Raw genomic sequence first — 12,964 nt, forward strand, 5'->3', positions numbered from 1 at the left:
ATGCGGCCAACGCACAGGACCCCAATCAAGAAGATGGTCAGCCCGAATCCCTGCTTTACGGCCAGCGGATGAGCGCCGAGCTGGACCGCCTGTTCCCCGATGCCTCGGAAGAATTACAGATTGCCGCGCGCGGTCAGCATGTTGAACGCTGGAAGCTGAAGCGCACCGAATACCCCGAAGGCCGCGCGGGCTATCTGGCCTGGCGCAAGGCGCAGGGCGTGTATCACGCCGATGTTGTACGTGGCTTCATGGAGCAGGCCGAATATGGAGCCAATCAGATTGAGGCGGCTGAAAAGATGCTGCGCAAACAAGGTATCAAGCGCGATACCGAGGTTCAGGCTTTGGAGGACGTGATCTGCTTCGTCTTTCTGAAATGGTATTTCCAGCCCTTCGCTGCCAAACACTCGGACGAGAAAATCCAGCGTATTGTGGAAAAGACCGCCCTGAAAATGTCCGCCGATGGCCGCGCTCGGGTTTTGAAAGAATTTGATCTACCCACGCCGCTCGCTGCTGCTTTTCAGGATTGATCTGATGGAGGATCTGCAGCTTCTGGTCGATCTTCACATTGGTGGCGCGCGTCAAGGGCCGGGCAGCCCCTCGGCAACCCGGCGGGCAATGGAACTGGCCGGGTTGAAAGGTAAACAAGGGCTGCGGATCGCCGATATCGGCAGTGGAACCGGCGCGGCCAGTCTGGTTCTGGCGCAGGATCTGGATGCGCAGATCATCGCGGTTGATTTCTTGCCGAAATTCCTGACCGAACTGGAAAACCGCGCGGTGTCTGACGGGCTCGCCGGACGTATCGAAACCCTGCCCGCCTCGATGGAGACACTGCCGTTTCAGGATAACGAGTTGGACGTGATCTGGTCCGAAGGGGCCATCTACAATATCGGGTTTGAGGCCGGGCTGCGCGCCTGGCGGCGGTTTCTGAAACCGGGCGGCATTCTTGCTGTGTCCGAACTAACCTGGCTAACGCAGGAGCGTCCGAAATCCCTGACCGATCATTGGGAAACCGCCTATCCCGAAGTCGGGCTTGCGTCAGAGAAACTCGCCCACCTTGAGGCAACCGGATATGAGGTTCTGGGCTATTTCCCCCTGTCGCAGGACTGCTGGCTGGACATGTATTACGGCCCGATGCAGCAGCGCTTTCCCGCGTTTTTGGACAAGCACGCGCATTCCGAACATGCGCAGGCGCTGGTTGCGGCGGAACAAGCCGAGATTGCGCTCTATGAAGAGAACGCAGCCTATGTCAGCTACGGCTTTTACGTCGCGCGCAAGCTGCCGGACTAGGCGCGCGCGCGGCGATAGACCTCGATCATCCAACCCAGCATGATGGCATTCAGGATGTGCCACATGAAATGCGTGCCCACCGGGAACTGCCCGCAAACCGGCAAGTCCAGAGAGCGGAATGTGATCGACAGGATCAGGATCGCAGCCCCTATCGCCAACCCTCGCGCAACCTGCGGCGCGCGGTGTCGCAGCAGAAGCGCGTAGATCAGGATCAGCAGTGGCACCGGCGCGTAACCGGCTGAACTGCCCAGACCGGGCAACAGTTGAAAGACCGGCACGGTCAGCGCTGCATAGGGAAAGAACAGCAGGGTCAGGCCCAGCGCGGACCACCGCCCCAGCCCCCAGACATCGCGGTTCACCGCGAAGATATAGACCAGAATGAACAGCAGGATCGGCATCGTATCCGCCATCGCCGCCCAGACCTGCGCATGGGTGTGAAACAGATAGCTGCCCACGCCGATACACGCCAAGATCAGCACCAGCAGACAGGCCAGCGGCGCGTCCTGCCCCCGCACCCGTCGCCACATCACAAAAGCGGCGATCAGAAAGGCGGCATTTGTCACCGCGTTGATCGGCTCGGCCCAATAGGCGGGCGACAAGCGCTCGCAATAGCTGTCAATTTGCTGCGTCCAGTCCATGGATTTTTACATAGCGAATGCTAGGCTATGTCCAAGCGCATTTTTCAGGGGGACGTGTTCATGAACATCATCTGGCTGGGCCACGGTAGCTTTCGCATCGAAACCGAAGGACAAGTTCTGCTGATCGACCCCTGGCTGACCGGCAACCCCGCTCTGCCCGAGGATCAGCACGACGCCGCCGTGCAAGGGGCCACGCATATCCTGCTAACGCATACTCATTTCGACCACGTGGTCGATGTGCTACCTTTGGCCAAACATCTCGGCGTGCCGGTTGTCGGGCAATATGACCTGATGGGCTACTGGGCCGAGGCTGAAGGGATCGAAACCATCGGCTTCAACAAGGGCGGCACGGTTGATCTGAATGGCGTGAGTGTCAGTATGGTTCCAGCCTCTCACAGCTCGACCTTCTCGACGCCAGATGGGTTGCGCACCGGCGGGACCGAGGTCGGCTATATGATCGCCGCCGAGGGGCGCGTGCTCTATGTCTCGGGCGATACGGATATCATGGCGGATATGGAGTGGATGGGGGATTACTACAAACCCGATATCGGCATCCTGTCGGCGGGTGGGCATTTCACTATGGACATGAAGGGCGCGGCCTATGCGGCCAAGCGGTATTTTGACTTCAAGACGGTGATCCCCTGCCACTATCAGACCTTCCCGATTCTGGAACAATCCGCGCAGGCGCTGGTTGATGCCCTGCCCGGCGTCGATGTGATTGAGCCCGAAGTCATGAAGGCCATCACCCTCTGATGCCCGCGTCCGATTTCACCTCGCAGGAATATGCCGCACGCATCGCTGCCGCGCGGGCCGCGATGGACCGGCAGGGTATCGACACGCTGCTGGTCACGGACCCGTCCAACATGGCCTGGCTGACCGGCTATGACGGTTGGAGCTTTTATGTCCCGCAAATGGTGATCCTGCATCGGACGGGCGCGCCGCTCTGGTGGGGGCGCACGCAGGACAAGGCGGGGGCGCAGCAGACCACATGGCTGGAACCGCAAGACCTGCATGACTGGCCCGAAGAACATGTGCAGCACCCGGACCACCACCCGGTTGATGCTCTGGTCGATCTGCTGCGGGATCGCGGCTGGACAACGGGGCTGGGCGTCGAGATGGACAATTACTATTACTCGGCCGCCAGCCACCGCATCCTCGAAACCGCATTCGGGGCGCAGGCGATGCGCGATGCGACCGGGTTGGTGAACTGGCAGCGCGCGGTCAAAAGCGACGCGGAAATCGACATGATGCGCAAGGCGGGGCAATTGACCGCGCATATGCACGCGGTCCTGCGTGACAGGTTTCGCGAAGGATTGCTCAAGAACCAACTGGTGGCCGAGGTTCAGGCCGCAGGCATCGCCGGGTTGCCCGGTCTGGCGGGCGACTATCCGGCCATCGCGCCGATTGCGCCCTCGGGGGTCGAGGCTTCGGCGTCACACATCACCTGGAACGACCGGCCTTTGACCGTGGGTGAGGCGACTTATTTCGAGGTATCCGGTTGTTTCCGGCGCTACCATTGCCCCGCCAGCCGCAGCCTTTTTCTGGGCGAACCGCCTGCGGATATCCGACGCGCCGAGGCGGCAGTCCTGACCGCCATCGACGACGCCCTGCACGCCGCCCGACCAGGCGCAACCTGCGAAGAGGTCGCCCTCTGCGTCTATGACAGCTTTGCCAGAGCTGGCTACACCAAAGGCAATCGGACCGGCTATCCCATCGGCCTCAGTTACCCGCCGGACTGGGGTGAGCGCACCATGAGCCTGCGCCCCGGCGATACAACCGAGTTGCGCCAGAACATGACCTTCCACCTGATGCCCGGGCTCTGGACCCCGGATTGGGGGCTGGCCATCACGGAAAGCTTTGTGGTGACGCCGGATGGTGGACAGCCTTTGGCGGATATCCCCAGGGCGATGGTCGTCAAACAGGGCTGAGCCGTCGGGCTATTCTTTCGCACCAGCCTTGCGTTGCGCCGCAAAGAATGTCCGAAGAAGGTCGGCGCAGTCATCGGCTGCGATCCCGTCATAGATTTCCGGCACATGATGGGCCTGCGGATGGGAAAACACCCGCGCGCCATGGGCCACGCCACCGGATTTCGGATCGGACGCCCCATAGTAGATGCGCCGCACCCGCGCCGCCGCCAGCGCGGCCGCGCACATGGCGCAGGGTTCCAGCGTGACATAGAGGTCATGCCCCGGCAGTCGCTCGGACCCCGCTGCGGCGCAGGCGGCGCGCAGGGTCAGTATCTCGGCATGGGCCGTGGGGTCGTTGAGTTCTCGCGTGCGGTTGCCCGCTGCGGCCACGACGCGGCCCGTGGGGTCCACGATCACCGCACCCACGGGGACTTCGCCGCGCGCGGCTGCCGCACGGGCCTCGGTCAGGGCCTGGGTCATATGCGATCTGAAACTCATGCCCCTGACTGCCCCAGAAACCTGCCTTTCGCAAGCCGCGCAGATGGGGTATGGGCGGGGCATGACCAAGACCCCTCCTCCCGGCGACCGGATCGCCAAAGTGCTGGCCCGCGCCGGTGTCGCCTCGCGCCGCGAGGCTGAACGTATGATCGAATCCGGTCGTGTGACCGTCAATGGCAAGCGCATCGACAGCCCGGCGCTGAACGTGACCGCCAGGGACAGGATCACCGTTGACGGCAAGCCGGTCTCGGAACCGGAGCCGTCCCGCCTGTGGCTGTATCACAAGCCGTCAGGTCTCGTGACCACCGCCCGCGACGAAAAGGGGCGCGAGACGATCTTTGACAAGCTGCCCGAGGACATGCCCCGGGTGATGAGCGTCGGGCGGCTGGACCTCAATTCCGAAGGGCTGCTGTTGCTGACCAATGACGGCGGCATCAAGCGCAAGCTGGAACTGCCCGCCACCGGCTGGCTGCGCAAATACCGGGTGCGCGTGAATGGCCGCCCCAAGGATGAGGATTTCGAGCCCCTGCGCAAAGGGCTGGTCATTGAAGGCGAACGCTTTCAGCCGATGACCGTGACGCTGGACCGGCAGCAGGGCGCCAATGCCTGGCTGACCATCGGCCTGCGCGAAGGCAAAAACCGCGAGATCCGGCGCGCCATCGAAGACATCGGCTATGTGGTCAACCGTCTGTTGCGGGTGTCCTACGGGCCGTTCCAGCTGGGCAATCTGAAACCCGGCGAGGTTGAGGAAATCCGCCGCCGCGTGCTGCGCGACCAGTTGGGGCTGGAGGCCGAGGCCCAGCCCGGCCCCGCTGCCAAACGCCCTGCCCGACCACAACGTAAACGGCCTGCGATCGGCAAGAAACCTCGCAAGTGACGCAAGTTAGGCCACCTTCCCCCTAGCGTTGCGCCCTCGCATCCCCTAAATTTTCCGTGAAACGTAATCTGGGGGAACCTCATGTCCGGAACCGGCGTGCAAAAACTGGCCTATGTGGTGCTGCTGGCATTGCTGCTGGGCGTGTGCACCGGTCTGCTTGGGGGGCTGTAAGAGAAATGGCCAAACGTTTTGGCGGAAAATACAGCCCCGATGGCGGGCCTGCACCTGATGGCCAGCCCCCGCGCGGCCAGTTCGATGGCGCGCGGGTGGAACCTGCGGGCGCGCGGGCCAATCTGCTGTTTCTGCCTGCGGTGCCTCTGGTCTTTCTGTCCCTGAACGACGGGGCCATCGGCATGACCATTGGCCTGATCGCCGCCGGGCTGCTGACCGCCGCCGCCTTTCTGCTGCGCGAAGGTCTGCGGGCCGAGGCGGCTTATAACGCCCGCCGCACCGCCCGCCGCCCGGCCTTTCCCCGCAAGATATTTGCCAGCGCGCTGACCGGCCTCGGCACCGCTTTGGCCGCCTATCGGACCGAGCTTCTGGACGCCGAAGCCGCCGCGCAGGCGGGGCTGCTGGCCCCGGTGCTGTTCGGCGTGGCGGCAACGGTGCTGCATTCGGTTTCATTCGGGATCGACCCGATGAAGGACAAGGGCATGGAAGGCATCGACACGTTTCAGCAGGATCGTGTCGCCCGCGTGGTCGAGGATGCCGAAAGCCATCTGACCCAGATGACGGATGCCATCAAACGCGCCGGGGATCGCCGGGTCGAGGCGCGGGTGGAGCGGTTTCAGGACACCGCCCGCGAGCTGTTCCGCACGGTCGAGGAAGACCCCCGCGATCTGGCAGGCGCACGCAAGTACCTGACGGTCTATCTGCAAGGCGCGCGCGATGCGACGGTCAAGTTTGCCGATGTCTACGCCCGCACCCGCGACGCGCAGGCGCTGGCCGATTTCACCGCGCTGCTGGACGATCTGGAACAGAACTTCGCCGCGCGCACCCGCAAGATGTTGCTGGATGATCGCAGCGATTTGACAGTGGAAATTGACGTGCTGCGCGAACGGCTGCAGCGCGAAGGCGTCCGGTTGGACTGACCGGCCTAATTTTGAGCGAGGATTACCCCATGTCCGATACCATCAAGAACAAAGCGGTCGAGGCCGAAACCCTGGTGCAGGAAGTGACCGCCGTCACCCTGCCCGAACCCCAGCCCGATGTCGTCCCGCTGGAAGAAGCCGACGAACCCGTCGGTGCCGAAATTCGCAAGCGCATGGCCGAGATCGACATGGGCAACACCAACTCGATCGTCGCGTTCGGATCATCGGCACAGGCCGAGTTGCAGGAAATCAGTCAGGCCATGCTGGCCGATGTGCGCAACAAGGATGTGGGCCCTGCGGGCGACAGCCTGCGCAATATCGTCACCACGATCCGGGGCTTCTCGGTCAGCGAGTTGGACGTGCGCCGCGAACGCAGCTGGTGGGAACGCCTGCTGGGCCGCGCCGCGCCTTTTGCCCAGTTCACCGCGAAATTCGAAAAGGTTCAGGGCCAGATCGACCGCATCACCGACGATCTGCTGGGGCACGAACATACCCTGCTGAAAGACATCAAATCGCTGGATATGCTCTATGAAAAGACGCTGGATTTCTATGACGAACTGGCGCTTTACATCGCAGCGGGTGAGGAAAAGCTGACCGAGCTGGACAGCCAGGACATCCCCGCAAAAGAGGCCGAGGTTCAGGCCGCGCCCGAAGATCAGCAGGTCATTCAGGCGCAGGAGCTGCGCGACCTGCGCGCCGCGCGCGACGATCTGGAACGCCGGGTGCATGACCTGAAACTGACCCGGCAGGTGACGATGCAGTCGCTGCCCTCAATCCGGCTGGTGCAGGAAAATGACAAGTCGCTGGTGACCAAGATCAACTCGACCCTGGTGAACACCGTGCCGCTGTGGGAAACCCAGCTGGCCCAGGCCGTCACCATCCAGCGCAGCGCCGAGGCTGCCGCGGCCGTGCGCGACGCCAATGATCTGACCAATGAACTGCTGACCTCGAACGCGGCCAATCTGCGCGAATCCAACAAGATGATCCGCGAAGAGATGGAGCGTGGCGTCTTCGATATCGAAGCCGTGAAACAGGCCAATGCCGACCTGATCGGCACGATCAACGAAAGCCTGGCGATTGCCGATGAGGGCAAGGCCAAACGCGCCGCCGCCGAGGAAGAGCTGAAAAAGATGGAATCCGAGCTGCGCGACACGCTGGCCGCCGCCAAGGCGCGCCGCGACGGCATTGGCGACAATGCCGGAACGGCCGTCCCGGGCTGAGGCTGACACGGGCGTGCGGCGGATCACCTCTTTGAAACCTGCACTGGTGCTGGCCTCTCTGCTGGCGCTGGCCAATTGTGACGAGACGCTGACGACCCCGGCGGCCTTGCCGCCCGAGCCTGCTCCGCCCGTGCCTGCGGCAAATGCCTATGTTCCGCCCTCGGCGGCCAGTCAGGATTTGGCGCGCTTTTATGCCAGGGTCGAACGTGATCTGCTGACGCGCGGGCTGCTGCGCATTGATGGCGGCGGTCCCGACACGCCCTATGACGCCGACGATCTGACCCGCAATTTCGAGGCCATCGCCTTTTACAGCGAATACCCCGATCATGCGGTTGCCATCGGGGCGGGACAGACCGACGGGCAGCTCAGCCGCTGGGCGGGCCCAGTGCGCGTTCAGGCCGAGTTCGGCCCCTCGGTCGCACCAAACGTTCGGGTTGAGGACGCCGATCAGGTAAAAGCCTATGTCTCGCGGCTGGCGCGGCTGACGGATCACCCGATTTCAACCGTGACCCGCAAGGCCAATTTCCACGTGTTTTTCGCCGGGAAAGACGACAGCAGCTATGTGGTCACGCGGCTGCGGGAACTGATCCCGAATATCAGCCAGGCCTCGCTGGATCTGGTGGCCAATCCGCGCGCGAATTTCGACTGTTTCGTCTTTGCCTCGGCCACCCGCGCCGCGCCGCATAAATACGTCCGCGCGGTGACCCTGATCCGGGCCGAGTTGCCCGATCTGGTGCGCCGCAGTTGCATCCATGAAGAGATCGCACAGGGGTTGGGCCTGTCCAATGACAGCCCCGCCGCGCGGCCCTCGATCTTCAATGATGACGACGAATTTGCCTTGCTGACCAGCCATGACGAAAAATTGCTGGCAATGCTTTATGATCCACGCCTGCAACCCGGCGTGACCGTGGACGCGGCCCGCCCCGTGGTGCGGATCATTGCACGTGAATTGATGGGGCAGCCGCTCTGACCCCGATGACAGGAGAACCCAAATGGGAATTTTCGATTTTCTGACCGGAGAGTTCATTGATGTCATTCATTGGGTGGACGACACCCGCGACACCATGGTCTGGCGGTTCGAACGCGAAGGGCACGAGATCAAGTATGGCGCCAAGCTGACCGTGCGCGAAGGTCAGGCGGCGGTGTTCGTGCATGAGGGGCAGTTGGCGGATGTGTTCACGCCGGGGCTATACATGCTGGAAACCAACAACATGCCGATCTTGACGACGCTGCAGCATTGGGATCACGGCTTTCAGTCGCCGTTCAAGTCCGAGATTTACTTCGTCAACACCACCCGTTTCAACGACCTGAAATGGGGCACCAAGAACCCGATCATGCTGCGCGACCCGGAATTCGGTCCGACCCGCATCCGGGCGTTCGGAACCTATACGGTGCGGGTCAAGGACCCGGCGAAATTCCTGATCGAGATCGTCGGCACCGATGGTGAATTCACCATGGACGAGATCAGCTTCCAGATCCGCAACATCATTGTGCAAGAGTTTTCCCGCGTCATCGCAGGCTCGGGCATCCCGGTTCTGGATATGGCCGCCAACACCGCCGATCTGGGCAAGCTGATCGCGGCTGAGGTCTCGCCCGTGCTGGATGGTTACGGGTTGGAGATGCCGGAATTCTATATCGAAAACATCTCGCTACCGCCCGCAGTTGAAGCAGCTTTGGACAAGCGGACATCGATGGGATTGGCGGGCGATCTGGGCAAGTTCACCCAGTATTCGGCGGCCGAGGCGATGACGGCAGCGGCCAACAACCCCGGTCAGGGCGGCGGCATGGGCGCCGGTCTTGGCATGGGGATGGGTATGGCGATGGCACAGCAGATGTCGAACATGGCAGCGGGTCAACCATCCGGCCCCTGGGGCGGTTCCACCCCCGCTGCCCCGCAACCGGCAGCGCATGCGGCACCGCCGCCCCCTCCGCCCGTTGAGCATGTCTGGCACATCGCGGTGGACGGACAGACCAGCGGGCCGTTTTCCAAGGCCAAGATGGGCCGCATGGCCACGGATGGAGAAATCACCCGCGACACCCATGTCTGGACCGCCGGTCAGGATGGTTGGAAAAAAGCGGGCGACGTGCAGGAACTGGCGCAGCTGTTCACGATCCTGCCGCCGCCTCCGCCCGGAAGCTGAACGATTGGAGACCGCGCCGCAGCAAGCCCCCTATTCCCGACGCGATTTCGCGCGGGCAGTGAACTTATCCGCAGTATTTGGCTGGGCGGGTGTCACGTTTGTTGCGTTGTCTGACTATCTCGAACACGCACAACACTTTGGTGACGTGTTGTGGATGCTACCATGGTATGCCTTGGTCGGTTTGCCAATCGCTCTATTGACCTGCTGGCTGCTGCTCGCTCCGATACTCTGGCTGCTGATGCGGAAAGGAATGAGCTACTATCGCGCTGCTTATTGCGGCGCAGGTGTCGGGAGTACATTTGCAATTCTCGGGATCGCATTCAGTCGATACTGGGATTGGCGTTCTTCAAGTGATCAGGCCCGTAACTATCGGATTGGGGGCGACGGAGTTGACGTTGCACTCAGGCCCGATGAGTTAGGGATAATGGTTCTTATTTCGGCGGGTTTCATCCTGATTTGTGTCCTGTCTGCACTTTTGGTTCGCGTGATACTAGGACCGGGCCACACGGACCAAACATTCGAGATTCAGCAATGACCGACGAACACCGTTTCCCCTGCGACCAATGCGGTGCCGATTACCGGTTCAATCCGGGCGACGGCACCCTGACCTGTGATCATTGCGGGCATTCCGAGGCGATCACCGGCGGCCCGTGGGGTGGCGCGTCCCTGCGTGAGCTGGATTTCGACGCAGCGCTCGCCGACCGCCTGCCCGAGGCTGAGATTGAGGAAACTCGCGTTCTGTCCTGCCCGAACTGCGCCGCGCAGGTCGAGTTCGACCCGAACACTCATGCCGCCGAATGCCCGTTCTGTGCGACTCCGGTCGTGACGGATACCGGTGTCAACCGTCATATCAAACCGCGCGGCGTGTTGCCCTTTGCGCTGGACGAACCTTCGGCCCACAAGGCAATGGCCGATTGGTTGGGGCAGTTGTGGTTTGCGCCGAACGGGTTGAAGGAATACGCCCGCAAGGGGCGCAAGATGCAGGGCATCTATGTTCCGTACTGGACCTTCGACGCGGATACCAAGTCCAGCTATCGCGGCGAACGCGGCGTGGTTTATTACGAAACCCGCACCGTAATGCGCGATGGAAAACGAGTGCAGCAGCAGGTTCCCAAGGTGCGCTGGACTCCGAAATCCGGGCGGGTTGCGAGATTTTTCGACGATGTACTGGTGCTGGCCTCTCGCTCTTTGCCGAAATCCTACACCGATGCGCTAGAGCCTTGGGACCTGCCGGCGCTGGAGCCCTATCAGCCCGAATATCTGGCCGGGTTCCGGGCCGAAGCCTATACGGTCGAGTTGCGGGAAGGATACACCGAAGCGCGCGCGCATATGGCGCGGGTGATCGAGCGTGATGTGCGGTTCGACATCGGCGGTGACCGGCAGCGCATCCATAATGTCGATACCGAGGTGCGCGACGTCACCTTCAAACATATCCTGCTGCCGGTCTGGATGGCCGCCTATAAATATCGCGGCGAGACCTATCGATTTGTGGTCAACGGGCGCACCGGACGGGTTCAGGGGGAACGGCCCTGGTCAGCGATCAAGATCACGATTGCCGTGGTGCTGGGCCTGCTGGTTGCTGCTGGCGTCGGCTATCTGGTGGCGACCGGACAGCAATAGGTCTGCGCCCTCTTGCAACCCGAATGCTCTGCCGCCATCCTGCGCCGCGTCAGAGGTGGGGAGAGGCCGAATTGACCTTGGATGTTCTGAACAGCTTGCTGGAGAACCGGCACTCCTGCCGCGCCTTTCTGCCTGATCCGGTTCCGCAAGATCACATCGAACAGATCGTGACCAGTGCCGCGCGGGTGCCAAGCTGGTGCAACGCCCAGCCCTGGCAGGTTCACATCACCAGCGGCGCGGAAACGGATCGCTTTCGACAGGCCCTGCGGCATGAGGCCGAGACGGGCACCCCCGCCCCCGACCTGCCCTTTCCCAGCGGCTATAGCGGTGTTTATCAGGACCGCCGCCGCGCCTGTGGCTGGGCGCTGTACAAAGCGGTGGGGGTTGAGAAAGGGGATCGTGCCGCCTCGGCCCGGCAGATGATGGAGAATTACGCGCTGTTTGGTGCGCCGCATTGTGCAATTGTCACCAGCCCGGCTGAGCTTGGGCCGTATGGCGCGATGGATTGCGGCGGGTTTGTCACCGCCTTTACGCTCGCCGCGCAGGCGCTGGGGGTTGCGAGTATCCCGCAGGCAGCCGTGGCCGCCTATGCACCGTTTCTGCGGCGCTATTTTCAGGTGCCTGAGGATCGGCTGATCCTCTGTGCGATTTCCTTTGGTTATCCCGATCAGGCGCATCCCGCGAACGGGTTTCGCACCGACCGTGCGGGGCTGGATGAAATCGTGCGCTGGCACGGCTGACCCTTCAGGCAGGAGATTGGAATGCGCGCCTTATTGCAAAGAGTGTCTCGGGCTCAGGTCTCGGTCGACGGAGACGTTGTTGGGCAATCGGGTCCGGGCCTGTTGATCCTGGTCTGCGCCATGCAGGACGATACCGAGGATCAGGCCACCGCCCTTGCGGCCAAGATCGCCAAGCTGCGGATATTCAAGGATGAGGTCGGCAAGATGAACCGCTCGGTTCTGGATGTCGGGGGCTCGGCGCTTGTGGTCAGCCAGTTCACGCTGGCCGCCGATACTTCGCGTGGCAACCGGCCGGGGTTTTCAAATGCGGCGCCGCCGGAAGAGGGCGAACGCCTGTATGAGTTCTTTGCGCAGCAGTTGCGGGCGCAGGGGATCGCAGTGGAAACCGGGCAATTCGGGGCGGATATGGCTGTTGAACTGGTCAATGACGGGCCGATCACGATCTGGATGGAAAACTGATGAACGCAAAAGAGCAGGCGATCAAAATCTGGCAGGCAGGTGTCGATGCGGTGGGCGGGTATACGGCCACGCAGGTGGCGCTGCCCGATGTGGCGCGGCCCGACCGTATTCTGGCGGTGGGCAAGGCCGCCGCCGCGATGGCCCGCGCGGCGCTGGATCAGTACGGAGCCGTCCCCACCCTTGTCGTCACCAAGGACGATCACGGGCGTGACCTGCCCGAAGGGGTCGAGGTGATCGAGGCCGCCCATCCCGTCCCCGACACCCGCAGCCTGCAGGGTGGAGCGGCCCTGCGTCAGGCCGCCCGGGCGATGCCCGAAAGCTCTCATCTGCTGTTGCTAGTCTCGGGCGGCGCCTCGTCGCTGGCCGAGGATCTGGTGCCGGGCAAGACGCTGGCCGACTTGGAACATCTCAATCGCCAACTGCTGGCCCAAGGGCTGGACATCACCGCGATGAACACTGAACGACGCAAGCTGTCGCGGGTCAAAG

At 62.5% G+C, this 12,964-nt stretch carries 16 protein-coding genes; 14 read left to right on the forward strand and 2 right to left on the reverse strand.

The window, feature by feature from the left end; translation table 11 throughout:
* Nucleotides 1-527: DUF4202 domain-containing protein (locus MPJ51_RS08540; RefSeq protein WP_298384692.1), on the forward strand; the 527-nt coding region annotated here is incomplete at its 5' end.
* A 4-nt stretch (nucleotides 528-531) separates the two neighbouring features.
* On the forward strand, nucleotides 532-1,287 hold the full coding sequence (locus tag MPJ51_RS08545) for a class I SAM-dependent methyltransferase (protein WP_298384693.1): 756 nt from the start codon (nucleotides 532-534) through the stop codon (nucleotides 1,285-1,287).
* On the opposite strand, the gene MPJ51_RS08550 is transcribed toward MPJ51_RS08545, so the two are convergent.
* Nucleotides 1,284-1,925 carry a ceramidase domain-containing protein gene (locus MPJ51_RS08550; protein ID WP_298384696.1) on the reverse strand — a complete coding sequence of 214 codons (642 nt, stop codon included), beginning with the start codon at nucleotides 1,923-1,925 and terminating at the stop codon, nucleotides 1,284-1,286. The genes MPJ51_RS08545 and MPJ51_RS08550 overlap by 4 nt on opposite strands.
* Before the next feature lie 60 nt (nucleotides 1,926-1,985).
* Here MPJ51_RS08550 and MPJ51_RS08555 point away from each other — a divergent pair, with 60 nt between their 5' ends.
* Both MPJ51_RS08555 and MPJ51_RS08560 read left to right on the forward strand, forming a co-directional pair.
* Complete coding sequence (locus MPJ51_RS08555) at nucleotides 1,986-2,678, forward strand: metal-dependent hydrolase (RefSeq protein ID WP_298384816.1); 693 nt, start codon at nucleotides 1,986-1,988, stop codon at nucleotides 2,676-2,678.
* On the forward strand, nucleotides 2,678-3,853 hold the full coding sequence (locus MPJ51_RS08560) for a M24 family metallopeptidase (protein ID WP_298384698.1): 1,176 nt from the start codon (nucleotides 2,678-2,680) through the stop codon (nucleotides 3,851-3,853). The genes MPJ51_RS08555 and MPJ51_RS08560 overlap by 1 nt, the downstream gene beginning before the upstream one ends.
* 9 nt (nucleotides 3,854-3,862) lie before the next feature.
* Here the strand turns inward: MPJ51_RS08560 and MPJ51_RS08565 are convergent, their stop codons facing one another.
* Nucleotides 3,863-4,330: a nucleoside deaminase gene (locus MPJ51_RS08565; protein ID WP_298384701.1), complete on the reverse strand. Its 468-nt coding sequence runs from the start codon at nucleotides 4,328-4,330 to the stop codon at nucleotides 3,863-3,865.
* On the opposite strand from MPJ51_RS08565, the gene MPJ51_RS08570 reads away from it, so the two are divergent.
* The 10 genes from MPJ51_RS08570 to MPJ51_RS08615 form a co-directional block, all read left to right on the forward strand.
* Nucleotides 4,329-5,207, forward strand: a complete 879-nt coding sequence (locus tag MPJ51_RS08570) for a pseudouridine synthase (protein WP_298384704.1) — start codon at nucleotides 4,329-4,331, stop codon at nucleotides 5,205-5,207. The genes MPJ51_RS08565 and MPJ51_RS08570 overlap by 2 nt on opposite strands.
* 176 nt (nucleotides 5,208-5,383) lie before the next feature.
* Nucleotides 5,384-6,298, forward strand: a complete 915-nt coding sequence (locus tag MPJ51_RS08575) for a 5-bromo-4-chloroindolyl phosphate hydrolysis family protein (protein ID WP_298384707.1) — start codon at nucleotides 5,384-5,386, stop codon at nucleotides 6,296-6,298.
* A gap of 29 nt (nucleotides 6,299-6,327) precedes the next feature.
* Nucleotides 6,328-7,518, forward strand: coding sequence for a toxic anion resistance protein (locus tag MPJ51_RS08580; RefSeq protein ID WP_298384710.1), 1,191 nt, complete (start codon nucleotides 6,328-6,330; stop codon nucleotides 7,516-7,518).
* 31 nt (nucleotides 7,519-7,549) lie between these two features.
* On the forward strand, nucleotides 7,550-8,488 hold the full coding sequence (locus MPJ51_RS08585) for a DUF2927 domain-containing protein (protein WP_298384713.1): 939 nt from the start codon (nucleotides 7,550-7,552) through the stop codon (nucleotides 8,486-8,488).
* Between the two features lie 22 nt (nucleotides 8,489-8,510).
* Nucleotides 8,511-9,659, forward strand: a complete 1,149-nt coding sequence (locus MPJ51_RS08590) for an SPFH domain-containing protein (RefSeq protein ID WP_298384716.1) — start codon at nucleotides 8,511-8,513, stop codon at nucleotides 9,657-9,659.
* A 4-nt stretch (nucleotides 9,660-9,663) separates the two neighbouring features.
* Nucleotides 9,664-10,194: a hypothetical protein gene (locus MPJ51_RS08595; RefSeq protein WP_298384721.1), complete on the forward strand. Its 531-nt coding sequence runs from the start codon at nucleotides 9,664-9,666 to the stop codon at nucleotides 10,192-10,194.
* Nucleotides 10,191-11,279, forward strand: a complete 1,089-nt coding sequence (locus MPJ51_RS08600; RefSeq protein WP_298384724.1) for a TFIIB-type zinc finger domain-containing protein — start codon at nucleotides 10,191-10,193, stop codon at nucleotides 11,277-11,279. The genes MPJ51_RS08595 and MPJ51_RS08600 overlap by 4 nt, the downstream gene beginning before the upstream one ends.
* A 23-nt stretch (nucleotides 11,280-11,302) precedes the next feature.
* Nucleotides 11,303-12,019, forward strand: coding sequence for a nitroreductase (locus MPJ51_RS08605; RefSeq protein ID WP_298384726.1), 717 nt, complete (start codon nucleotides 11,303-11,305; stop codon nucleotides 12,017-12,019).
* Between the two features lie 21 nt (nucleotides 12,020-12,040).
* On the forward strand, nucleotides 12,041-12,478 hold the full coding sequence (gene dtd / locus MPJ51_RS08610) for a D-aminoacyl-tRNA deacylase (protein WP_298384729.1): 438 nt from the start codon (nucleotides 12,041-12,043) through the stop codon (nucleotides 12,476-12,478).
* Nucleotides 12,478-12,964: DUF4147 domain-containing protein (locus MPJ51_RS08615; RefSeq protein WP_298384731.1), on the forward strand; the 487-nt coding region annotated here is incomplete at its 3' end. The genes dtd and MPJ51_RS08615, both read left to right, overlap by 1 nt.

The organism is Ruegeria sp. (genome assembly GCF_028066395.1).
Taxonomy (GTDB): domain Bacteria; phylum Pseudomonadota; class Alphaproteobacteria; order Rhodobacterales; family Rhodobacteraceae; genus Ruegeria.

Bases quoted from the DNA above. Each gene is read 5' to 3' on its own strand.
- MPJ51_RS08545 (WP_298384693.1), top strand. From the start codon at position 532: ATGGAGGATCTGCAGCTTCTGGTCGATCTTCACATTGGTGGCGCGCGT.
- MPJ51_RS08550 (WP_298384696.1), bottom strand. From the start codon at position 1,925: ATGGACTGGACGCAGCAAATTGACAGCTATTGCGAGCGCTTGTCGCCC.
- MPJ51_RS08555 (WP_298384816.1), top strand. From the start codon at position 1,986: ATGAACATCATCTGGCTGGGCCACGGTAGCTTTCGCATCGAAACCGAA.
- MPJ51_RS08560 (WP_298384698.1), top strand. From the start codon at position 2,678: ATGCCCGCGTCCGATTTCACCTCGCAGGAATATGCCGCACGCATCGCT.
- MPJ51_RS08570 (WP_298384704.1), top strand. From the start codon at position 4,329: ATGCCCCTGACTGCCCCAGAAACCTGCCTTTCGCAAGCCGCGCAGATG.
- MPJ51_RS08565 (WP_298384701.1), bottom strand. From the start codon at position 4,330: ATGAGTTTCAGATCGCATATGACCCAGGCCCTGACCGAGGCCCGTGCG.
- MPJ51_RS08575 (WP_298384707.1), top strand. From the start codon at position 5,384: ATGGCCAAACGTTTTGGCGGAAAATACAGCCCCGATGGCGGGCCTGCA.
- MPJ51_RS08580 (WP_298384710.1), top strand. From the start codon at position 6,328: ATGTCCGATACCATCAAGAACAAAGCGGTCGAGGCCGAAACCCTGGTG.
- MPJ51_RS08590 (WP_298384716.1), top strand. From the start codon at position 8,511: ATGGGAATTTTCGATTTTCTGACCGGAGAGTTCATTGATGTCATTCAT.
- MPJ51_RS08600 (WP_298384724.1), top strand. From the start codon at position 10,191: ATGACCGACGAACACCGTTTCCCCTGCGACCAATGCGGTGCCGATTAC.
- MPJ51_RS08605 (WP_298384726.1), top strand. From the start codon at position 11,303: ATGCTCTGCCGCCATCCTGCGCCGCGTCAGAGGTGGGGAGAGGCCGAA.
- dtd (WP_298384729.1), top strand. From the start codon at position 12,041: ATGCGCGCCTTATTGCAAAGAGTGTCTCGGGCTCAGGTCTCGGTCGAC.